The 22,736-nt window shown below is 65.4% G+C and carries 17 protein-coding genes and 1 riboswitch; of the genes, 1 reads left to right on the top strand and 16 read right to left on the bottom strand.

Translation table 11 applies throughout. From position 1 onward, the window contains the following. Positions 1 to 32: 32 nt before the first annotated feature. From rplU to EWV37_RS06760, 3 genes are all read right to left on the bottom strand, one after another. Positions 33 to 344 carry a 50S ribosomal protein L21 gene (rplU, locus tag EWV37_RS06770; protein WP_095798212.1) on the bottom strand — a complete coding sequence of 104 codons (312 nt, stop codon included), beginning with the start codon at positions 342 to 344 and terminating at the stop codon, positions 33 to 35. A gap of 211 nt (positions 345 to 555) precedes the next feature. Beyond that, on the bottom strand, positions 556 to 2,094 hold the full coding sequence (locus tag EWV37_RS06765) for a bifunctional hydroxymethylpyrimidine kinase/phosphomethylpyrimidine kinase (RefSeq protein ID WP_129700618.1): 1,539 nt from the start codon (positions 2,092 to 2,094) through the stop codon (positions 556 to 558). Continuing rightward, a riboswitch (TPP riboswitch) is annotated at positions 2,082 to 2,176 on the bottom strand. (Overlaps the previous gene by 13 nt.) Positions 2,177 to 2,255: 79 nt before the next feature. Next, complete coding sequence (locus EWV37_RS06760) at positions 2,256 to 5,732, bottom strand: Rne/Rng family ribonuclease (RefSeq protein ID WP_129700616.1); 3,477 nt, start codon at positions 5,730 to 5,732, stop codon at positions 2,256 to 2,258. Positions 5,733 to 6,119: 387 nt separating this feature from the next. Here EWV37_RS06760 and EWV37_RS06755 point away from each other — a divergent pair, with 387 nt between their 5' ends. Next, positions 6,120 to 6,728, top strand: a complete 609-nt coding sequence (locus EWV37_RS06755; RefSeq protein ID WP_238663106.1) for a vitamin K epoxide reductase family protein — start codon at positions 6,120 to 6,122, stop codon at positions 6,726 to 6,728. 1,042 nt (positions 6,729 to 7,770) lie between these two features. On the opposite strand, the gene ndk is transcribed toward EWV37_RS06755, so the two are convergent. The 13 genes from ndk to EWV37_RS06690 form a co-directional block, all read right to left on the bottom strand. Then, entirely contained in the window at positions 7,771 to 8,184 is a 414-nt protein-coding gene (ndk, locus tag EWV37_RS06750) for a nucleoside-diphosphate kinase (protein ID WP_095798216.1), read from the bottom strand. A 74-nt stretch (positions 8,185 to 8,258) separates the two neighbouring features. Continuing rightward, positions 8,259 to 8,708, bottom strand: a complete 450-nt coding sequence (locus EWV37_RS06745; protein WP_129700614.1) for a DUF4233 domain-containing protein — start codon at positions 8,706 to 8,708, stop codon at positions 8,259 to 8,261. A gap of 30 nt (positions 8,709 to 8,738) precedes the next feature. After that, on the bottom strand, positions 8,739 to 10,109 hold the full coding sequence (locus EWV37_RS06740) for a bifunctional folylpolyglutamate synthase/dihydrofolate synthase (protein WP_129700612.1): 1,371 nt from the start codon (positions 10,107 to 10,109) through the stop codon (positions 8,739 to 8,741). Beyond that, positions 10,109 to 13,522: an isoleucine--tRNA ligase gene (gene ileS / locus EWV37_RS06735; protein ID WP_129700610.1), complete on the bottom strand. Its 3,414-nt coding sequence runs from the start codon at positions 13,520 to 13,522 to the stop codon at positions 10,109 to 10,111. Before ileS ends, EWV37_RS06740 begins: the two co-directional genes overlap by 1 nt. Before the next feature lie 285 nt (positions 13,523 to 13,807). Beyond that, positions 13,808 to 14,293, bottom strand: coding sequence for a hypothetical protein (locus tag EWV37_RS06730; protein ID WP_129700608.1), 486 nt, complete (start codon positions 14,291 to 14,293; stop codon positions 13,808 to 13,810). An 86-nt stretch (positions 14,294 to 14,379) separates the two neighbouring features. Beyond that, on the bottom strand, positions 14,380 to 15,072 hold the full coding sequence (locus EWV37_RS06725; protein ID WP_129700606.1) for a response regulator transcription factor: 693 nt from the start codon (positions 15,070 to 15,072) through the stop codon (positions 14,380 to 14,382). Between the two features lies 1 nt (position 15,073). Then, positions 15,074 to 16,531 (bottom strand): sensor histidine kinase, encoded by a 1,458-nt coding sequence (locus tag EWV37_RS06720; RefSeq protein WP_095798221.1) that lies wholly within the window; start codon positions 16,529 to 16,531, stop codon positions 15,074 to 15,076. A 58-nt stretch (positions 16,532 to 16,589) separates the two neighbouring features. Further along, entirely contained in the window at positions 16,590 to 17,642 is a 1,053-nt protein-coding gene (locus EWV37_RS06715; RefSeq protein WP_129700604.1) for a siderophore-interacting protein, read from the bottom strand. After that, complete coding sequence (locus EWV37_RS06710; protein ID WP_129700602.1) at positions 17,635 to 18,588, bottom strand: ABC transporter ATP-binding protein; 954 nt, start codon at positions 18,586 to 18,588, stop codon at positions 17,635 to 17,637. Before EWV37_RS06710 ends, EWV37_RS06715 begins: the two co-directional genes overlap by 8 nt. Then, positions 18,585 to 19,652: a FecCD family ABC transporter permease gene (locus EWV37_RS06705; RefSeq protein WP_238663105.1), complete on the bottom strand. Its 1,068-nt coding sequence runs from the start codon at positions 19,650 to 19,652 to the stop codon at positions 18,585 to 18,587. The genes EWV37_RS06710 and EWV37_RS06705 overlap by 4 nt, the downstream gene beginning before the upstream one ends. Then, entirely contained in the window at positions 19,649 to 20,710 is a 1,062-nt protein-coding gene (locus EWV37_RS06700) for a FecCD family ABC transporter permease (RefSeq protein ID WP_238663104.1), read from the bottom strand. The genes EWV37_RS06705 and EWV37_RS06700 overlap by 4 nt, the downstream gene beginning before the upstream one ends. Positions 20,711 to 20,712: 2 nt before the next feature. Then, positions 20,713 to 21,783, bottom strand: coding sequence for an iron-siderophore ABC transporter substrate-binding protein (locus EWV37_RS06695; RefSeq protein WP_238663102.1), 1,071 nt, complete (start codon positions 21,781 to 21,783; stop codon positions 20,713 to 20,715). Positions 21,784 to 21,912: 129 nt separating this feature from the next. After that, on the bottom strand, positions 21,913 to 22,713 hold the full coding sequence (locus EWV37_RS06690) for an SDR family oxidoreductase (RefSeq protein WP_095798224.1): 801 nt from the start codon (positions 22,711 to 22,713) through the stop codon (positions 21,913 to 21,915). Between the last annotated feature and the right edge of the window lie 23 nt (positions 22,714 to 22,736).

Here is a 22,736-nt window from a genome sequence, read left to right as displayed (position 1 = left end):
CCTTCGTTTAAAAATTGACGGGACGGGGTGACTCAGGCGTCGATGCCGGTGACCTTGACGGTCGTCAGCTCGGCGCGGAAGCCCTGACGCTTCTTGTACCCGGTCTTGTTCTTGTACTTCATGATCGAGATCTTGGGACCGCGAAGGTCTTCAATGATCTCGGCAGTGACCTTGACGTTGGCCAGGGTCTTGGCATCGGAGGTGACCTTGTCCCCATCGACCAGCAGCAGTGCAGGAAGCTGAATGGTGCTGCCTGCCTCGCCGGCGACGCGGTCAAGGGTCACGAGGTCTCCAACGGAAACCTTCTCCTGGCGGCCGCCTGCGCGGACAATCGCGTACACCACTTGGGAACTCACTTCTCTCGACATCTATGGACTACGTGTAAGGACGGGAACACACCTGGAGGACCACGAATGTCGAGACATCACGTCGCGGCGGTCAGAACTGACCGCGCCTCGCGTGGCTTTCGCATCGAACAGGAGGTGAACCCGAATGTGCCGCCTGACGGGGTGGAATTAACTGACCACACGCACGTCGGTACCCGGCACCGAAAATCTAGACTACCCGATGCGTGGAAGCTACGGCAAACGGGCGCGTCTCGGCGCGTCGAACGGGCTCCGCGAAGAACCGCAGTTCCAGCTCGCACGCACGCATGAACGCGTCCCGCATGCGCTGCCGGGTCACAGGATCCGCGGCGCTGGCGGCACGATCCACGATATCGCGGGCGCGTTCGGTGGCCAGTTGGAAATCGGGGGCGTCGTAGGTGGCCAGCCAATCCCCGTACGGGTGCGGGTCCAGCCCGGCAACACGAGCCTTCTGGGTGAGCGCGCTCCCCACGGCCGCGTAGAGCCAGTAACACGGGAGTACTGCGGCAGCACCCACGGCGTAGGGCTCACTGCCCGTGGCCGCCAACAGGAAGTCCGTGTAGGTGCGGGTCACCTCGGAGGGCGGCAGGGGCTCGGCGTCACCCAGTCGAGCGCGGTGGAGGGCGGACTCCACGGTGACGACCTCGGCCGCTCCCCCGGCGAAGAATTCTCGTTCGGTCTCCGACGGCGCCGCGGCGGCCAACGCAGCCAGGGCCCGGGAGTACACGTCCAGGTACTGCATGTCCTGATCCATGTACCACTCGAACGTCTCGAACGGCAGCGAACCGTCCGCCAATTGGGTGATGAACTCCAACTCGTTGATGTCACCACGCACACCCGCGCAGTCGCGCCACAGGGAATCCGTGAAGCGTTCACAGGACTGGCTGTCCTGCAAGGTGGCCTGGACGTGATGGAAGTGGTGCACCGGACCGTTGCCGTGCCCCACGTGCAGGCTGTCCGCGTGTGCCAGCGCACCGCGCAGCCACGCGCGTGCCGTACGCACCGCCCCCGCCCAGCCCCCCGTGCGGGCCACCACCGTGGCAATGGCGGAGGACAGCGAACACCCGGTGCCATGAGTGTTGGAGGTCGCCACCCGAGGATCGTCGAACGTCACGACCGGCTCGGTGCGGCCCGGTTCGAGCAGCGCGTCGGGAGTTCGTGACCCGGGCAGGTGACCGCCCTTGACGAGCACACGTGCGCCGAACCTCTCGGCTACGAATCGTCCTTGTTCTAGCGCCTCACTCCACGTGGTTGCGGTGGGGGCATCGGCCAGCACCGCGAGCTCCAGGAGGTTGGGGGTGATCAGATCGGCCAGGGGCAACAATGACATGAGTGCCGTCTCGGCCTCAGCCCGCAGCAAGCGGCCGCCGGCGGTGGCCACCATCACGGGGTCCACCACGGTCACCGGAGGTTTCACAGCGGCCAACCAGTCGCGGACGGTGTCGATCACCTCGACCGATCCGAGCATGCCCACCTTGACGGCATCCAGGGTGACGTCGGAGCTGACGGCTTCTAGCTGGGAACGCAGGATGTGCACGGGCGGGGTGTGGATGTCGATCACGCCGGTGGTGTTCTGGGCGACCACCGCGGTGATCACATTCATGCCGTAACCGCCCATCGCGGCAATGGATTTCAGATCGGCGGCCTGGCCGGCACCACCGGTCGGATCCGTCCCGGCAATCGTGAGCACGCGGGGCACGGTCAAAGAATCAGAATGCGCAGTAGTCACGACATTCCCTTCGCTAGTACGAGCTAGATCAGGTTCAACGGGTGTCATCTCAGCCGCTCGTGCGGCACCCCGTGTCAGTGATACACATCATGCCACAGGGCCGCGGGTTCTCATCCCCCGCGGCCCTGTGGCATGTCATATCCCGGAGCTGGTGCCCGGTGTCAGTCCTTGGAACCGCCGGTCATCTTCATGTTCGCGGCCTTCACGCCCACGCCCACCACGGTGGGTTGCGAGGAGGACTTGGGCGCGTCCTGCTTGGACGCGTCGGCGGTGAACCGCTTCACGGTGCCCGTGGAGCTGACCGGCTCGTGCTTCTGCACGCTCGCCGTTCCCGGTGCGGCCGTGGGTGCGGAAGCACGGCGCGAACGACGCCGCGTGGCCGGCTTGGTCTCCGTGGTGGCGGCGGGTGCCGCGCCCTGACGTGACGCCGCCTGCTTCGGAGCAGAAGCCCCCGCTGACTGTCCTGACGAAGACTGTGCAGGCGCACCGGACTTCTGCTCTGAGCCGGACTGCTTGGAGGAGTCTGCAGTCTCAGCGGATTCCGCCGTGGACTGCTCGCTCCTCTGTCGGGATTCATGCGTAGCTCCGCGCTGGGCACGGCGGGAACGGCTCCGGCGATTACCTCGCGTGGGCTGTTCCTGGGAAGAGTCCTGCGCGGGCGCTTCCGTGAACGCTGCCGTCAACGAGTCCAGCGTCAGCGACTGCTGACCGCTCTCCGGCTGGTCCTCCGGGGAACCACCGCCGTGCGGCAGCTCGATGACCTCACCGTGAATGGTCAGGCTCGAGGACTGGTTCTCGCCCTTGTCCTCCGAACCCCGGTCACGATCCTGGCCGTCCGAATCCGAGGCATCCTTCGACTGCGAATCGTTGCCCTGGCTGTCCTGGCCCGACTGAGCGCGGCCGCGGCTGCGCTTGCCGCGACGCTTCTTGCGGCGACGATCGCCGTCCTGATCACCGTGGTCCTGGGAACCAGACTGATCCTTGCCCTGATCCGGCGTCTGTTCCTTACCACCGGAGCGTTCGCCGGACTGGTCGCCGCCCTGGTGACCCGAGGCGGCGTCGTCGTCGTGCTGGGAAGCTGCAGCGATACTGGCCAGCGCGTTGCGTGCGGCTTCCGCGCGGGCCTTGGACTCCTGGTCGTTGCCCTCGTTGCCGTTGTCCGATCCGTTGTTGCCGCCGTTACCGGAGTTCTTGGGCTTGTCCTGCTGGTTGCTCTGCTGGCCACCCTGGTGCTGCTGCTTGTGCTTGGAGCGCTTGCGCTCGTTGCGGTTATTACGGTGATCCGGGGCGGAATCCCCCGCGCGACCCTTGAGCGGGTGGTCGTGCACGATCGCGCCGCGGCCGGCGCACGCCTCGCAGGGCTCCGAGAAGACCTCGAGTAGGCCGGTGCCCATGCGCTTACGCGTCATCTGCACGAGACCCAAGGAGGTCACCTCGGCGACCTGATGCTTGGTGCGGTCTCGGCCCAGGCACTCGACCAGGCGACGCAGCACGAGTTCGCGGTTGGACTCGAGCACCATGTCGATGAAGTCGACCACGATGATGCCGCCGATATCGCGCAACCGCAGCTGGCGGACGATCTCCTCGGCAGCTTCCAGGTTGTTCTTGGTGACCGTCTCCTCCAGGTTGCCGCCGGAGCCGGTGAACTTACCGGTGTTGACGTCCACCACGGTCATGGCCTCGGTGCGGTCGATCACCAGGGAACCGCCGGAGGGCAGATAGACCTTGCGGTCCAGGGCCTTCTGGATCTGCTCCTCCACGCGGAAGGATTCGAACAGGTCCGTATCCTCGGTCCATTGCTGCAGGCGGTCCAACAGGTCCGGGGCCACGTAGGTCACGTAGGCCTCGATGTTGTCCCAGGCCTGCTCGCCCTGGACGACCATGGCGGTGAAGTCCTCGTTGAAGACGTCGCGCACGGTCTTGATGGTCAGATCCGGCTCCGCGTAGAGCATCTCCGGGGCCAGGGTCTTGGTGGACCCTGCCTTCTCCTGAATTTGTTCCCACTGCGAGCGCAACCGGTTGATGTCGTTGGTGAGTTCCTCTTCGGACGCGCCTTCCGCTGCGGTGCGCACGATCACGCCCGCACCCTCGGGTAAGCGGTCCTTCAGAATCTTCTTGAGGCGCTGTCGCTCCACGTCCGGGAGCTTGCGGGAAATACCGGTCATGGAACCACCCGGCACGTACACGAGGTAGCGGCCCGGCAGGGAGACCTGGCTGGTCAGGCGAGCGCCCTTGTGGCCCACGGGGTCCTTGGTGACCTGCACCAGGACGGAGTCTCCGGACTTGAGTGCGTTCTCGATCTTGCGGGGCTTGTTGCCCAGCTCGGCAGCGTCCCAGTCGACCTCGCCCGCATACAGCACGGCGTTGCGGCCCCGGCCGATGTCGACGAACGCCGCTTCCATGGAAGGCAGCACGTTCTGCACCTTGCCCACGTACACGTTGCCGATCAGCGAATCCTGCTGGGTATGGGACACGAAGTGCTCGGCCAGCACGCCGTCCTCAAGGACACCGATCTGGATCCGGTCCTCCTTCTGACGCACGAGCATCTTGCGCTCGACCGATTCGCGCCGTGCCAGGAACTCTGCCTCGGTGATCACGTGGCGGCGACGCCCGGACTGGCGCGATTCACGACGCCGCTGCTTCTTGGCTTCCAGCCGCGTGGAACCCTTCAGACCGGTCACCTCACCGGCACCGCTCTCGGACACGCGCGGGGCCCGGACGCGGGTGACGGTGCCGTCGGCCTCGTCCACGAGTTCCATGTCCACGTCACCGCGGCGACGACGGCGCCTGCGACGGCTCGTCACATTGCCCGAAGAATCGTCCTCGTCCGCATCATCGTCGTCCTGCTGGCGCGACTGGCGACGCTGGTTATCGCGTTCCTTGGCGGCCTCGCGCTGACGAGCGGCCGCGGCCTCCGCGGCAGCGCGGATCTCATCCGGATCCGGTGCGTGGAACATCAGGCCGGCGCCCAGACCGAAGGACGGTTCGGTTTCAGAGGCCTCGGATTCGGAGGTCTCGGTTTCGGTCTCGTGGTTGTTGGTCTGCTCGGAGGTTTCTTGGCCGGCGGCTTCGGTGACCTCGGCGTCCTGAGTACCCGGGGTCTGAGCCTCAATGGCGTCAGTGGCGTCAGCCTCGGTGGTCTCAGCCTGTGAGTTTTCCGACTCAGTGGTCTCAACCTTTGAGTTTTCCGGCCCAGTGGTCTCGCTGCTGGGCGACGTGTCGGCAGCCGACTCCTCGATTGTCTCGGACTCGACCTGCGATTCCGCTGATTCGTCCGTCAAGGCCTGCTGCGCATCGGTCGACTCGACCGAGGTGTTCTCGCTTGCGTCAGCAGGTTGATCCGTCTCGGGGGCTACCGTTTCGGCATCCGGCGTTTCGGTCTGAGGCGTCTCAGTCTGCGACGGCGCGTCAGCCTGGGAGTCGGCCGAGTCGTCGGCCACGTCAGTGCCGGCGGGCTGCGGGAGCATTTCGGGCTCGTCGTCAACCTGGGTGTCTACCTGGGGTTCGGTCGGGGTTTGCTCAAGAACGGGCTGTTCCGCGGGGGTTTCCGCCACCGAAGTTTCGGCGGGGGTCTGCTGTTCCGCGGTAGCTGCCTGGTCCTGTGTCGTCTGTTCCGCGTTGTCCTGTTCGGATTCCATGTGAGGTTGTACTCCTGCTCGGAACACCGTCCGCACTCGGGTCCGAGGTGTGCTCGGTCGGTCGAACCGGTGGAAAATCCACGCGGCCGCCGGAAGTCATTGTGGTACTTACCGAGTGCGCTGACTGACTAGAGCGCTACTGGCAAGCCGGCGGATGTCCGAGTCGCTTGACCCTTCAGGGTCGCGAACTTTTTTCGGACGGACGCGCTCGATCTGTTGAGAGCCGCGGGTCCATCCATTTTTTATCGGAGGTCCTGCCGGACCGGTTCCCGTGTACGGCTGGGAACCGACCGTTGCCAAGTATCTCACAGGACGTACACGCACCCCAGGATTGACGTGTGCGGCAGACCACATCGCCCAAGGTGTCGGGTCGATTAGCATCGGCCTGTGAGCTCAACAAACACCATGGACCGTCAGCCCAGCACTTCCTCGGACCGAGGTTGGGGAATCCTCGCCCTGATCCTGTCGATCATCGGCTTCGGGGCCTCCGCGACCCTGGTGATGGAACGCCTGGCCATCTATGCCGACGCCGGCCACCGCACCAGCTGTGACATCAACGCGTGGCTCTCATGTGGCACCGTGATGCGCACCCCGCAGGCCGAGCTGTTCGGCTTCCCCAATCCGTTCATCGGCATCGTGGCCTACGCGGTTGTAATTGCCCTCGCTTTGGCGGTGTTGGCCGGGGCCCGCTTTGCCAACTGGTACTGGTGGCTCATCTGGGTGGGAATCCTCGCCGGTTCGGTGTTCACCCTGTGGTTGTGGTGGCAGACCACGTTCGAGATCAACACCCTGTGCCTGTACTGCATGATCGTGTGGTGCGCACAAACCATCCTGTTGGTTCACACCACGGCCCGGAATGCCCGCGCTGGGATGTTCGGCGCCCGCATGATCAATGCGGGTCACTCGACCGCATGGGCCTGGCTGATCGCCATCGGCCTCCTGGTGATTGCTTTCGGCATCATTGCCATCCGCTTCTCCACGGTAATTTTCGTCTAACCGTGATCTGCCTGAACCCGTGAGCTTTCGGCAGTGGTGGTCAAGGGTTACCGATCGGACCGTGCCCATCCCGGTGCCCCTTGAGGAAGACAGTTGTGACCCCGTGGAACTTCGCACCGATTGCGTCATTGGCGGACATGTGAGGCGCCTTTAGGACCAGCCATGTCATCTCAGGTGCCGATGGGACCTCGTAGAAGGCCTTCAAGGGCTCCACCGGCACACCAGGTGCACTCTAGGGCTCTAACCAAACACAGCATGTGGGTGATTGCGAGAGCCGCGTCCCTGCTGAACTTCGCACCGATTGCGCCATCGGCGGACACGTGAGGCGCCTTTAGGACCAGCCATGTCATCTCAGGTGCCGATGGGACCTCGTAGAAGGCCTTCAAGGGCTCCACCGACACACCAGGTGCGATCTAGGGCTCCAACCAAACACAGCATGCGGGTCATTCTGAGGGTCTTGAAAGGCGCCGTCATCATTTGGCGCCGATCCTGAGGCCCGTGATGACTCAGCGGCGCCGCTGGCGGGTTTGATCACGGCAACCCTCCGTGCACATTAGGGGCACGGGTTCGTCCACCGGGTGACACTCAAGGCACAGGCTGGCACCCTATCGACATTAGGGGCACGGGTTCGTAACGAGTGCCATACCTCGTGCGGAATTTCGTACCCGGGGTGACACTCAAGGCACAGGTTCGCGCTCGGTCGACATTGGTGGCGCAGGTTCGTAATGGGAGTTACATCTCGGGCGGAGGATCGTACCCGGTGACAATCCGGGTAGAAGTCCGTTTCGAAAGCGCACTTCACGGCGTGACACTCTGCCAGATATGTCCCGGCGGCACTCGAGTGCATTGGATCGCCCAGAGCGCGGCCCACCCCGATCCCCGCTAACCGGGTCCGGCCACAATTACGGTGAGATCCATGGCCCACGACCCCGCAACCCACCCACTACTGGCTGGCGGGTCGGCTCGCCCAATGACGACGACGGCGGGGTGAGACTGGATTTCCAGTCCCACCCCGCCGTCGTCGGTTCAGCAGGTCACCCGATCAGGCGAACCAGATGCCGATCTCGCGGTCAGCCGACTCGGGAGAATCCGAGCCGTGCACGAGGTTCTTCTGCACCTTCTCGCCCCAGTCGCGGCCGAGGTCGCCTCGGATGGTGCCGGGAGGCGCAGTGGTGGGTTCGGTGGAACCGGCCAGGCTGCGGAAACCTTCGATCACACGGTTGCCCTCGACCACAGCGGCGACCACGGGACCGGATCCCATGAACTCGACCAGCGGTTCGAAGAAGGGCTTGCCCTGGTGTTCCTCGTAGTGCTTTTCGAGGATGTCACGCGTGGCCTGCACGAGCTTGAGCTCCACGATCTTGTAGCCCTTGGCCTCGATACGGGCCAGGATCTGTCCGGTCAGGCCGCGCTCGACGCCGTCCGGCTTCACCAGCACCAGGGTGCGTTCCGTCATCTACATCTCCTTGAAATTGTTCTCGTCAGAGGTACCGCGACCAGCCTACCGGCCGGGCACCATGGCCCGGGTACTCACGCACGATCTTGCGGATGCTCGGCTTCCCACTGTTCCTGGAGCCGATCGCGCTCCCGGTTCTCACGGTCGATGGTGGTGCCCTTGGCCACCGCGTACCACCAGGCCAGGGCGCACAGCGCACCGATCACGAACATGGCGGGAAGCAGGAAGCCCGTGGCGATGAGCACCAGTTGCAGCACCCAACCGAGCACGTAACCGCCCGGTCGGCGCACCATGCCGCACGCGAGCAGGAACACGAGCGTGAGGAGCACCCCGCCGCCCACCAGCAGCCACTGCTGAGTGGTGCCCCAATCACGGGCCAGAATTCCGAAGGCCGCCAAGGTCGCGAAGAAGACGATGAACGCCTCGATCGACAGGACGGACACGGCGAACATCGCCTTAATCGAACGGCGCGGTTTCTTCTGTCCCGGGCGCCATTCGCGCTGGGCCTTGGTCATTTTTGCCATGCTCAGTCCCTCCCCAGGTTCCGGCGGTTGTCAGAGTCCGAGCAGCGCACGGGCTTCACCCACCACGGTGACGGAGCCGGTGATCAGTACCGCGCCGTCGAACTCCTGACGGTCGGCGGCGTCCTGGATGGCGGAGGCGATGGCGTCGTCCAGGCGGTCCTGGGCGTGCACCATGTCCTCGTCGAAACCCATGTCCGCCGCAATCTCGGCCAGTTCTTCGGGCGCGATGGCCCGCGGGGACCGGGAGTGGCTGCACCACAGTTCCAGCTCGTACTCGCTGTACTCCTCGGCGAGCGTGCGCAACATGGTCTCCACATCCTTCTCGCGCAGGATCCCGACCACCAGGTTGAGTTTGGCGAACGTGAACGATTCCCGGACGGCCCGGGCCGAGGCCTTCAGTCCGTGCGGGTTGTGGGCGGCGTCCAGCAACACCGGGGGTGCCTTGCGGGCCAACTCCAGCCTGCCGGGCGACGTCACTGCACCCAACCCCGTGACCAACAACTCCTGGTTGAGGGGCTTGTCTCCCCCGCCCAGCAGTGCCTCCACCGCGGCAATGGCCAGCGCAGCGTTCTCCGCCTGGTGCTCGCCGAACAAGGGCAGCATCAGGTCGATGTACTCCGCCGCCAAGCCCTGGACGGCAATGATCTGTCCGCCCACGGCGATGGTGCGACCGCGCACGCCGAACTCGACACCCTCGAAGCGGAACTGTGCCCCAATTTCTTGAGCGCGTTCCAGCAGGATCTGGGCCACCACAGGATCCTGTGCAGCGGAGATCAGGAAGCCACCCGGCTTGATGATGCCTGCCTTCTCCAAGGCGATGTCCTGCAGGGTGTCCCCCAGCATTTCGGTGTGGTCCAGGTCCACGGGCGTCACGATGGAGACCGCCGCGTCCGCCACGTTGGTCGCGTCCCAGCTGCCACCGATTCCCACTTCCAGGACCATGACGTCCACGGGCTCATCCGCGAAGACCGCGAATGCCAGAACGGTCAGTACCTCGAAGAACGTAAGCCTCGGTTCCCCTCGTTCCGAAAGCTCGGTGTCCACGAGCTGAAGGTACGGGGCGATCTCCCCGTAGATGCGCACGAACGTTTCGTCCGTAACGGGCTGGCCGTCCAGGCTGATGCGCTCGGTGACCTTCTCGAGATGCGGGCTCGTGTAGCGGCCCACCCGGAGATCGTGAGCGAGCAGGAGGGACTCGACCATGCGCGCGGTCGAGGTCTTGCCGTTGGTCCCGGTGATATGGATGACCGGCGCGCTCTTCTCGGGATTACCCAGAATGTCGACGGCGCGCTGCACCGCATCCAGGCGCGGCTCCATCTTGTTCTCCGGCGCACGGTCCAGGAGTTCCGCGTAGACCTCCTCCACACTCTGAGGAGTGGACAGGTTCCAGGCTTCAGTCATCAGCTGACCACCGATGCATAGATATTTACATGGTCCCCGGAGGCAAGTTTGACGGCATGGCCAGTGGTCGATAGGGCCGTCGCGGCAGCATTATCTCCGGAAATTTCAGATGAGTGCAGCCCAATATCTTCTTGGGTCGGCGCGGGTCCAAACTCAATGTCGCGAGCGAGGGTGGACTTGCCTATCAATCCGAGATGCGGCTCAATCAGGTTCTGGAATTCCGAGGTGGCCCCCAATCGCAAGATTATTCGGTCAGAAACATTGAATTTTCTGATTCGCCGAAATTGTTGAACCTCTCGAATCAGATCACGAGCAATCCCCTCACCGCGCAGCTCGTCGGTCAGTTCGGTGTCGAGCACCAGGAAACCGCCCTCGGGCGGCACGGTGACGGCGCGCGCCGAGGTTTCCGCGGCGTCGTCGACGACCGTGGCCAATTCGTACTCGCCCGTTTCCAAGAGAATCGAGCCGGCCGTGACGGCGCCGTCCTCGGAGACCGACCAGTCACCGGACTTGGCGGCCTTGATGACCTGCTGGACCTGCTTGCCCAGGCGCGGGCCCGCGGCGCGGGCGTTGACCTTGAGCTGCTGCGAAATGCCGAAGTCCGCGGGCGAAACCTCTGCGGAGTCGAGCAGCGTGACGGACTTGAGGTTGAGCTCGTCCGCAATGATGGACTCGAACGTTCCGGTGAGGCGTTGGCCCTCGGGAACCGCCACGGTAAGACCGGCCAGCGGCTGGCGCACGCGCAAGTTGTGGGCCTTACGCAACGCGGAACCGGACGAACAGATGGCGCGCGTGCGGTTCATGAGCGTCATGAGGTCCTCGTCCTGTGGGAACAGGGACGCGTCCGGCCAGTCCGTCAGGTGCACCGAACGGCCGCCGGTCAAGCCACGCCAGATTTCCTCAGTGACCAGGGGCAACAGGGGCGCGGCCACGCGGCACACGGTCTCCAGACAGGTGTAGAGCACGTCGAAGGCCTGGGTGTCCTCGTCGAAGAACCGCTCGCGGGAACGGCGCACGTACCAGTTGGTGAGCGTGTCCATGTAGGAGCGCAGGGTTTCGGCGGCGGACCAGATGTCATAATCGTCGAATTGCTGCTTGGTCTCGGAGACCAACCGTCCGGTCTCGGCCAGGATGTAGCGGTCCATGACGTTCTCGGCCTGGTAGCGCAGCTGCGCCTCGTACCCGGAGCCACCCTTGGCGGCGTTCGTGTACAGACCGAAGAAGTGGTAGACGTTCCACAGTGGCAACATCATCTGACGCACGCCCTCGCGGATACCCTGCTCGGTCACGACCAGGTTGCCGCCGCGCAGGATGGGTGAGGACATCAGGAACCAGCGCATAGCGTCCGCGCCGTCGCGGTCGAAGACCTCGTTGACGTCAGGGTAGTTGCGCAGGGACTTGGACATCTTCTGCCCGTCCGAGCCCAGCACGATGCCGTGCGAGATCACGTTGCGGAAGGCCGGGCGGTCGAACAGCGCGGTGGCCAGCACGTGGAGCAGGTAGAACCAGCCGCGGGTCTGACCGATGTACTCCACGATGAAATCGGCCGGGTTGTGGGTCTCGAACCACTCCCGGTTCTCCATGGGGTAGTGCACCTGGGCGTAGGGCATGGAACCGGAGTCGAACCACACGTCCAGGATCTCGGGAACGCGACGCATCACGGACTGGCCGGTGGGGTCGTCCGGGTTGGGGCGGGTGAGATCGTCGACCCACGGGCGGTGCAGGTCCACCTCACCCTCGGCGTTGCGCGGAAGCGTGCCGAAGTCCCGCTCGATCTCCGCTAGCGAGCCGTAGACGTCGCGGCGCGGGTAATTGGGGTCGCTGGACTCCCACACCGGGATGGGCGAACCCCAGTAACGGTTGCGCGAGATCGACCAGTCGCGAGCGTTCTCGAGCCACTTTCCGAACTGGCCGTCCTTGACGTTGTCCGGGATCCAGTTGATCTCCTGGTTGAGCTCGACCATGCGGTCCTTGATGTCCGTGACCTTGACGAACCACGAGGACACCGCACGGTAGATCAAGGGGTTGCGGCAGCGCCAGCAGTGCGGGTAGGAGTGCACGTAGCTGGATTCGCGCACGAGCGCGTCCTGGGCACGCAGGTCCCGGATCACGGTGCGGGCCACTTCCTTGTCGAACACGTTGTGCCCGGCGATACCGGCCAGGGGTGCCCCGGCGGCCAAGGACTCGTCCTGGAAGAAGTCGTAGAACACGCCGGCCTCATCCACCGAGAGCACCACGGGGATGTCGTAGCGGGCGCACACGTTCTGGTCGTCCTCACCGTAGGCCGGGGACTGGTGGACCAGTCCGGTGCCGTCGGTGGTGGTGACGTAATCGGCCACGAGGATCTGCCACGCGGTGCCGGTGCCGAAGCGCTCGGCGTCCGTGAAGTAGTCCCACAACGGGCGGTAGCGCACACCTTCCAGCTGGGATCCGGTGAAGTGGGCGGTCACGGCATCGTGGGCGGCCGCTGCCGGGTCCTCGGCGTCTCCGAAGCCCAGGTCCTTGGCATAACCGGCGAGCAGGTCGGAGGCGATCAGGTAGCGACGCCCGGCCAGGTCTCCCCCGCCGTTGACCAGCACGTAGTCGATGTCCGGGCCGACGGCGAGCGCTTCGTTGGTGGGCAGGGTCCAGGGCGTGGTGGTCCAGGCCAGGGCGCGGGCCCCTGCGAGCTGGGAGACGACGTCGGGCTGGACGGCCCACGCGGCGTCGTCGAGGATCTCGAAGCCCACGGTGACCGTGGTGTCCTGGCGGTCCTTGTAGACGTCGTCGTCCATGCGCAACTCGTGGTTGGACAGGGGCGTCTCGTCCTTCCAGCAGTACGGCAGCACCCGGTAACCGGAGTAGATCAGTCCCTTGTCGCTGAGGGACTTGAACGCGGCCATGACCGATTCCATGTACTCGACGTTGAGCGTCTTGTAGTCGTTGTCGAAATCGACCCAGCGGGCCTGGCGCGTCACGTAGTCCTGCCACTCGGTGGCGTACTTCATGACGGAGGCGCGGCAGGCATCGTTGAACTTGTCGACGCCCATCGTTTCGATTTCTTGCTTATCGGTCATACCCAACTGCTTCATTGCCTCGAGTTCGGCCGGCAGACCGTGGGTGTCCCAGCCGAACCGGCGTTCCACGCGGCGACCCTGCTGGGTCTGGTAGCGGGCGACGAGGTCCTTGACGTAGCCGGTCAGCAGGTGCCCGTAGTGGGGCAGTCCGTTGGCGAAGGGAGGGCCGTCGTAGAAAACGAATTCGTTGGAACCGTCCTGGCCCCGTTCGCGCTGGTCGATGCTCGCCTGGAAGGTGTCGTCGGTCTTCCAGTAGTCGAGAACGCGTTCCTCGACCTGCGGGAAACGCGGGGCGGACGGCACGCCTAGGGCGGTGGGGTCGGTGCTTACCTTGGGGTAAACGGGTGAATCAGTCACGGTGCTCCATCCTGAGACGTCAGTAAATTCAGGATGCGAGGACGCTCGGGCGTACGGAGTACGCCGGTGGCGCGGTACCACCTCGCTTACTCGCGTCGGTTCGTCCCTTGCCGGGGACGACGACGCCGCGAGCCGCTCATTCGCAGGCTGTCACGGGCCCACCCGCTCGGTTCTACTGAGACCCACCCGAAGGCTTGATCCGTTCTTCCGAAGACTCCCCGGTGATGGCCGGTTCACAGTCCGTGTACACACAGTGCACCGCGCCATTCTAACCCCACCGGGGACTCAGTCGTCATCCCAATCGTCGTCGCACTCCCATTCGTCGTCATCCCATTCGCACACACTGCTCAGAGCCGGCGCCTGGGGCACGGACACGGGAGCCTGCGGTGCCGGGGCGGGAGCGGGAGCCACGGGAGCCGGAGGCGGCGCGGGTGCCGCCGGGCGCTCGATCGGCGCGGGAGGCGCGGGGGCGGGCGCTTGGGCCGGGGCCGCGCGCTCGGGCGCGGGAGCGGCGTCGTCGTCCTTCTTCTTGTCCTCGGCGGCCTTGTCAGCCTTGTCGGAACGGTCGGGAGCGGCCGTGTCCGAGGGCGAGGCCGACGGCGCCGCGCTCTGACTCCCCGTCGAGGTCGGTGAAGCGTTGGGCGCGGTCTGCGGGGTCACCACAACACCGGGAACGGGCGTGGCCTCGTTGGAGTCCATGGGCATGATGACGATGGCGGTGGCCGTTGCCCCAAGTGCCGTCAGGATTGCGGCGTTCCGAAGCGTTTTCATGCTTCAAGTCTGACGCGGGTCGATGAAACCACCGTGAACCGGATATGAGGAAACTCTCATAATCACCCCGATTGGGGCGCACAGGCCTATGATTCGCGCGGGTCCACCAGCTTGTAGCCCGCGCCGCGCACGGTGATGAACCGATCCGCACCCATCTTCTTCCGCAGGTAGCGCAGGTAGACCACCACCACGTTCGACGCACCGTCGTAGTCGTAACCCCACACCCGCGACAGGATGATCTCCTGGGTCAAGACCTGATTCGGGTGCTCCAGGAACAGCGCCAACAGAGCGTACTCGCGGCTGGACAGCTCCACTTCACGCTTCTGCGCGCCGGTGCCCACCGTGGCCACACGCGTGCGGAGGTTCAAACTCAGATCACCGAGTTCAAGGATTTCCTGCGTGGGCTGTGTGGTGCCACCGGTGCGTTCACGCGCTCGCAATTTGATGCGGGCCAGCAGTTCCTCGAAGCGGAAGGGTTTGGCCAGGTAATCGTCGGCACCGCCTTCCAGGCCGTGCACGGTGTCCTCGACCGAATCGCGGGCGGTGCACATGAGCACGGGGATCTCCGCGCCCATGTCCCGCAATGCCCTCAGCACCGCGAAACCGTCCATGCGCGGCAGTCCCACGTCCAGGACCAAGAGGTCGAACTCCCCGCTGCTCGCGTAGTCCAGGGCGGTGATGCCGTCCTCCACCACCGTGGGTGTGTAACCGTGGGCCTTGAGGCCGCGGGCCACGAAACGCGAGATCCGGGGCTCGTCCTCGGCAATCAGAATTCGCATGTCAGCGCTCCTTGGGATCGGTCACGTGGGTGTTGTCCTGAGGGAAAATCATGGTGAACGTCGAACCGTGACCCGGCCTGGACGTGAGACTGACCGAGCCGCCGTGGGCCTCGGCAATGGCCTTGACGATGGCCAGTCCCAGACCGGAACCGGATTCACCGCCGCTCTCGGAGACCCGGGCGAACCGTTCGAAGATCCGGGCCTGATCCGCCCCGGCAATGCCGATTCCTTCGTCACGGACTCCCACCATGATCATGGATTGACCGGACAGCGTCATGTGCTGGACCTTGAGCTCGATCTTGGTGTCGGGTTCGCTGTAGCGCACCGCATTGGCGGCCAGCTGCACCACGGCCTGCGTCAAACGATCCTCGTCCGCTTGGGCCACCACGTCCGTACCGGAATCGAGCAACCACTCCCGCGGGCCCAGGTGCTCGATGCGGGAGAACGCATTGCGGGCGAACTCCGCCATGTTGACGTCCTTGAACTTCACGAAGTCCGGCCGCCCGGTCTTCGCCAGCGTGGACAGGTCCGTCACCAAGCTGTTCATCCGATCGAGCTCGTCCAAGGCGATCTCGTGCCCCTCCGTCACATCGGCGGGATCTTCGGGGTCGGTGGTTTCCAGCGTGCCCCGAACAATGGTCAGGGGTGTCCGCAATTCATGGGAGACGTCGGACATGAACTGGCGCTGATGCGCGTAACCCTCTTGGATGCGTTCGAGCATGCGATTGAAGTTCTGAGCGAGCGCGGCGACGTCGTCCCGGGTGCCGGGGTCGGGAACGCGACGCTCGAGGTCGTAGATCGTGATCTCGCGGGTGGCATCGCGCAGGTCGCCAATGGGGCGCATGAGCTTGCCCGTCACGACCAGGCCCACCAGCGCGGAGGCGAGCAACGTGGCCAGGCTGACGACCGTGTAGGTGATGGCCGAGATCCAGATCTGTTCTCGCTGGCTCTGAATCTTGTTCGCTGCCACGAAGATGCCGGGTGTCTCGTCGCTGTACAGTTCCACGGAGGCGATGGCCGCAGGAACCGCCTCCCCGTCCACCATGACCTCAGTGAAGATCGTCTGCCCGGGTTCGTGCGCGGCCAAGATCTGCTCAACCGTCTCCGGGTTACCGAGTTCGAAGGCCTGTTCCTGGGGTTTGAACTGGGGCTTGTCGTCGAGGAACGCGAGGAATGCCTCGTGTTCGCCGGGCACCGCGCTCTGGATGGCGGCGCGCATCAGGTCCTCGGTGCTTTCCTCATCGCCCACGTCCGACTGGCGCAGTTCGGCAATCCGTTGGAACTCGTCGACCTCTTGCAACAGCTCGGTGTTCACCCGGTCCTCCAGGACGGTGAACTGCACGTAGTAGCTGACGAATCCGGCGATCAACAGCCCACCGGCCATGAACGCGAGCATCGTGGACAGGATGCGAACGCGCACGGACCGCGCAGACAGGTCCTTGCTGAATGGGCCGTTCACTGTCACCTTCCGATGCATCGATGCCGAGGGCAGGGCGCATCCGACCGCCGGACAGCGGTTACTCCGTGGCGCGTCCCCGTTTCCAGTACCCCATGAACGATATGTCAGTTTTCTGAACCCCGTGTGCCACACACATGCGCCGCAACGATTTCACGGCGGAGGATTCCGCGGCCAAGAACCAGTACGGACCGGCCCCGGTGGCATCCGCGGTGGCCCACACGAAGTCGCCGGTGTCATCCTCTCGTTCGTCGACCGCCGACGACGCCGCGTGGCGCGCCGTTCCTTCCCGGCCCTCGAGTTGTCGGCTGAGCCAGGACTCCAGGAGCTCGTTGCGAGCAGCTGTTTCACCGCGAGCAAGCCACGTCCAGGTCAATTCGGTGCCGCTCTCGAGGGTGACCCGGATGTCCCCGTCGGTCATTACCCCGCGTGACAACGCGGCCGGTCCGGCGGGCATTGTCGCGTCACCGTGCACGGGGACTTCCACGGCTACGTGCAGGGATTGTGCTGCACCGGTCGCGTGCACGGAATCATCTCGCAGCGAGATGGACCGATCCACGCAGTCGACGATGGCGGCGGCCGCCGGTAGCGCCGTTTCGTCTGCGGCTATGACCACCCGATTGTTCCGCGCTCGGTGCTCGTCCCAGCCGGCCCACCACGCACCACTGGCCGAGGGCACCATCAATTGCACCGTGTCGCCGGGGGCCAGTTCGGAGCCCCAGCGCGCGCCGGGGCCCAGTCCTCCGTGCACTTCGTCCTCGTGCACCACCACGTCGATGTCCATCTCGGGAACGGCTTCCGCGACATCCCCGTGCCCGCCGGTCAGCACGCGTGCGTCCCGGAGGGTATAGGTGCGGATCCAGCCGCGCTCGTCCTCGGGGCGTGACAGGAACTCCTGCCGCCACCGGGACATGTCCGACGTGTCAATGCGCTCGTGGTCACGTCCCGGCGCGGGGATCAGCAACTTGAAGTACGCGTCCGCCCGAGGCCCGGGACCGGATTCGCCCCACGGCAGGGTCCAGAGTTCGTCCCCGGCCACACTCACCCGGACCAGGTGCTCCCCCACCATCTCGGTGCGGGTCACGCGGGTCATGACGGCTTGGATCTCAGTCATTCGTCCCTTTCTCGGTTGCGTTCGGTTCGTGGATCTCGGGTGTCGACGACGCCGCTCGGCGGGTTCGCGACGGAACCACCAGTCGGGCGTCGGATTCGGGATCGTGCAGGACCCGGGCGGGCATTCCGAAGACCTCGCTGACGGTGTGATCGGTCATGACCTCCTCCGCGGTACCCGCGGCCAGCACTACCCCATCTTTGATGGCCACCAACTGGTCCGCGTAGCGGGCGGCCATGTTCAGTTCGTGCAGCACCATGACCAGGGTGATCCCGCGCTGTCGTTGCAGGTCCGACAGGATGTCCAGGACCTCCACCTGATGGGCGATGTCCAAGTATGTGGTGGGTTCGTCCAACAGCAGCACGTTCGTCTGTTGAGCCAAGGCCAGGGCAATCCACACGCGCTGGCGTTGGCCGCCCGAGAGCTCGGTGACCTGACGGTCCAGATAGCTCTCCAATCCGGTCAGTTCCACCGCTTCCGCGATGGCCTGATCATCAGTGGGACGCCAACGCCCGAACGCACCCCGGTGCGGGTGACGACCACGCGAGATCAGGTCGAGCACGGTGACGCCCTCCGGGGCCACCGGATCCTGCGGGAGGAAGCCGACGCGCCGGGCGAACTGGGTGCGCGACCAGGTTCCTGTGTCCTCGCCGTCCAGCAGCACCTCGCCGTGGGTGGGCTTGAGCTGGCGCGCAATGGTCTTGAGGAGCGTGGACTTGCCACAGCCGTTGGCACCGACCAGAACGGTGATGGCGCCGCGTGGGATGTCCAGGGAGATCTCGCTCAGGACGGGCCCCGCACCGTAGTCCGCCGTGAGGTTACGGATCCGCAACGACATTGCCTCCGGCGCGGCCGTGCCCTGCGCCGTGGAAGAGGTGGGCCGTGCGGTCAAGGGTGCCCCTTCGGTCAAATCCGGCGCGTCGATCGACGAGTGCTCGGAGAGTTTCATGATTCAGCCTTTCCGCGACCGGTCAGCAGCCACAACAGAACGGGTGCGCCGGCGGCGGCCGTCACAACGCCCACGGGTAGGGCGATCCCGGGCAGGGCCTCGGCGGCGATGTAGTCGGAGACAACCATCAGCAGTGCCCCCACGAGGGCCGCATGGTGAGCCAGACCGGCACCGCCGGTGAGGCCCCGGGCGATGGGCGCGGCCATGAAGGCAACGAAGGCCACCGGTCCCACCACGGATGCGGCCACGGCCACGAACACCACGGCGAGGGCGAGGGCGGTGAGTCGTACCGGGAGCACACGGACACCGAGCCCGGAGGCCAGTTGATCGCCTGTGCCCATGGCATCCACGGAGGGTGCCAACAGTGCGCACAGTGGCAGCAGAACGAGCAGCGAAATTCCCACGAGGGCGATGTCGCTCCACCGCGCGGAGTTCAACGAGCCGGTCAGCCACTGCAGAGCGTCTTGGGCCGCGTAGATATCGGAACGCGTGAGCACGCCGTTGATACCGGCCGTGGTCAGTGATCCGGCGGCAACACCGGTGAGCACCAAGCGTCCGATATTTGCCCGGGTGCCACCGGCGGCGAGGATCACCGCGGCCATGAGCAGGAAGGCTCCGGCCAGGGAACTGACCGTCACGGCGGCACCCGAAAGGCCGCCCAAGGTGATGGCCACGACCGCGGCCAGACCCGCCCCGAAGGAGACGCCCATGATGTCCGGGGAGGCCAGCGGGTTGCGCAGTACCCGTTGAAACAGGTGTCCACCGAGTCCGAAACAGACACCCGTGAGGATGCCCAGCACGGTGCGCGGCAGGGTCACGTCCCACACGATGTAATTGGCGGGACCGTCGTAGCTTCCGGCGAGCACCGAGATCAGATCCGGAACCGCCACCACGTACTTGCCCAGGGCGATGCGGGCGAAAGAACACACCAGTAGAGCCATGCACAACCCGAGGGTGACCCTGCGCAGCTTGCGATTAGTGCGGCGTCGTCCGTCGTGGACCTTCTCGACCGTGGTCCGGGCGGGCTGAGCTGCAACGGGGCGGGTGGTCAGTGTCTGGCTCACGCCGTCACCACCCCCTTGCGGCGCACGATGGCCACGAGCGCGGGCGCACCGATGATCACCAGGGCGATACCCACCTGCAGTTCACGATCCGGGAGCGCAACGCGCGCTACGGTGTCAGCGAGCAGGACCACCACGGGACCGGCCAGTATGCACGCGGGAATCACGCGGCGATAGGACACCCCGACGAACGCGCGCACGGCGTGGGGCACGAGCAAACCGCAGAACACGAGCGGGCCGGCCAACGCGGTGGCGGTGCCGGCCAACAGCACCACCGCCACACCGGCGAGCAAACGAATCAGCGCGGGATGGGCGCCCAGGCCGCGACCCAGCGCGTCGCCCAGACTGAGGGTATCCAGGGAGCCGCCCAGCGGCCAGGCCAAGACCAGACCCACCAGAATCACGGGCGCCGCCAACAGTAGGAACGTGCCGTCCGGCCGGGACAGGTCACCCACCTGCCACGTGCGGAACGAGTTGAAAGTCGCCTGGTCTGTGAGCAGCATGGCGCTCGTGAGCGCCCCCAACCCCGCGGAGATCGCGGCACCCGTCAGCGCAAGGGTTACGGGACGGGCGCCACCCTTGGCCGCCGTGGCCAGCCCATACACGAGCAGCATGGCCACCGCGGAACCGAGGGCCGCCAGCCACAGCTGAGAACCGGGCGAAACGAGTCCGCCCAGCACGGCACCCGTGACCACGGCGCACGCGGCACCCGCGGTGAGTCCCAGGATTCCGGGATCGCCCAGCGGGTTGCGCGTGGCACCCTGCAGGAGCGCTCCGGCCACGGCGAGCGCCGCGCCCGTGAGCACGCCGGCCGCGGTGCGCCATACACGGGACTCGACCACGGCGGCGTCGAGCGCGGGTACTCCGGAGACCGACTGGGTATCTCCCATCACGGCGTGCGGCAGCACCGACCACGTGACGGCCAGGTCCACCGGGCGGGTCCCCACGGCCACGGACACCGCGAGCGCCACCAGTAGACAGCCGAGCAGGACCGGCCACGACAAGTGTCGTCGTCGCATCGTGACCGTGCGAGGCACCGCCTCGGTCCGGGTGGCGCTCACGTTCACGAGGACTGCGACCCCAGGGCGTCACGAACGGCGGGAACGTAAACGTCCACGGCGTGGGGCAAGGACAGCGGTGAAGGCGCCAGGGTGGAGACGACGTCAGTTTTGTTGGTCGTGAAGATCGAGTGACCCGCAGCGACCGCGGGAATGGTGCGCAGCATGGGGTCGTTCTTGAACTTCTCGGCGGCGGCCTCGTCCTCGGCCACGCTGATGTACAGGTCGCTCTTGAGTTCGTCCGCGCGCTCCTCGGGCCACTCGCGCCAGAACTCGTCCTCGGTCACGTTCTCCTTGACCACGGGTGCCAGTTCCAGGCCGATCGCCTCGAAGAAACGGGGGCGGGCATCGCCCGGGCCGTAGAAGCCGAGCTTCTGCGTGGTGTCACCGTAGATGAAGGTCTTGCCGGCAGCGTCGCCCAGATCCTCACCGCGCTGCGACAGCAGATCTTCGGTCTCCTTGATCAGGTCGTCGCCGGCCTGGGAACGACCCAGCGCCTTGGCCACCGCGCGCTGCTGGTCCTGCCACGAACTCACCCACGGGCCCGTGGGATACGCGACCACGGGGGCGATCTTGGAGAGGCGCTCGTAGTCCTCCTGCGTAATGCCCGAGTTCACGGCCACGATCAGGTCCGGGGTCAGCTCGGCCACGGCGGTGAAGTTGGTTCCGTCCGCCTCATCGAACTGCTGGGGCTTCTCGCCGCCCAGGTCGGTCACAGCCTGGTCGAACCAATCGGTCGAACCGTTGGCGTTACCACCCCAGGCCACCGTGGCCACGCCCACGGGCACCACGCCCAGCGCAGTCACGAAGTCCTGGTTGTTGCTGCCGCCGATGGCCACCACGCGCTGGGGTTCGGCGTCCACTGTGGTGGTGCCCAGGGCGTGCTTCACCTCCACGGGGAAGCTGTCGGTAGCACTCGACTGCGCCGCTGCGCCGCCGGTATTCTCGCCCTCCCCACCGCGTGAACCGGTGGAACACGCGGCCAGGCCAACGAGCGAGGCGAGCGCCAGACCGGAGCCGAGCAGGCGGCGTCGGGTCACGGCGGGTGTGGGAGATGAAGGTGAAGATGCGGGCACTGTGGCTCCTCGAACAGTCCAATTAGATCAGGTTAGGCTAACCTAATTTATTCGAGCGGCTTCTGACAAGATGAGTGCGGGCCCCGCCGAAAAATTTTTCGGCGGGGCCCGCTCAGTACTCGATGAGTGTCAGGATTCCTTGCGAATCATCTTGTGAATGGCCGCCTGGGCGACCGGCTTCACGGTGAGCGTGTCGATGTTCACGTGGTGCGGCAGCTCAACAGCGAAGGCGAGCACCTCAGCCACATCCGCGCCCGTGAGCGGCTTCTCCACACCGGCGTAGACCTTGTCCGCGGCTTCTTGGTCGCCGCCGAGACGCATGAGGGAGAACTCTGGAGTGTGCACCAGGCCCGGTGCCACCTCGACCACGCGCACATTGTGCTCGGCCTCTTCAAGGCGCAGGGCTTCGGTCATGGAGCGCTCCGCGTACTTGGCTGCGTTGTAACCGGCACCGCCCTCGTAGGCACGGAAGGCGGCCAACGAGGTCAGGTTGACCACGGTGCCCTCACCGTTCTCGCGCAGGGCGGGCAGGAATGCGCGAGTCACGCGCAGGGTGCCCATCACGTTGACCTGGAACATCCAGTCCCAGTCCTCATCCTTGGCGTCAAGAATCTTGTCGGTGCCGCGGGCACCGCCGGAAATATTGAGTACGGCATCCACGGTTTTCTGCTCGGAGAGCACCTTGTCGCGCAGGGCATCGACCTGAGCGGCGTCAGTGATATCGGTCGGCGCAGCGATAGCACCGGTGCGCTGGGCGAGATCCTCGAGGCGGTCCGCACGGCGTGCCACGGCATAGACGGTCCAGCCGCTGTTGCGCAGCCGTTCCACGGTGGCCTCACCGATACCGGTCGAGGCGCCGGTCACCACGGCAACCTTGCCATTGCCTGCGGGCTTGGGGTTTGCGTAAGTGGTGTCTGTGTTCTGAGTCATACTCACCACCGTAGTCAACTTAT

Origin of the sequence: Kocuria carniphila (assembly GCF_004136555.1) — a bacterium.
In the GTDB taxonomy this organism is placed as follows: Bacteria; Actinomycetota; Actinomycetes; order Actinomycetales; family Micrococcaceae; genus Kocuria; species Kocuria carniphila.
Note: the sequence above shows the minus strand (reverse complement) of the source record. Positions and strands in the feature narration are given on the sequence as shown.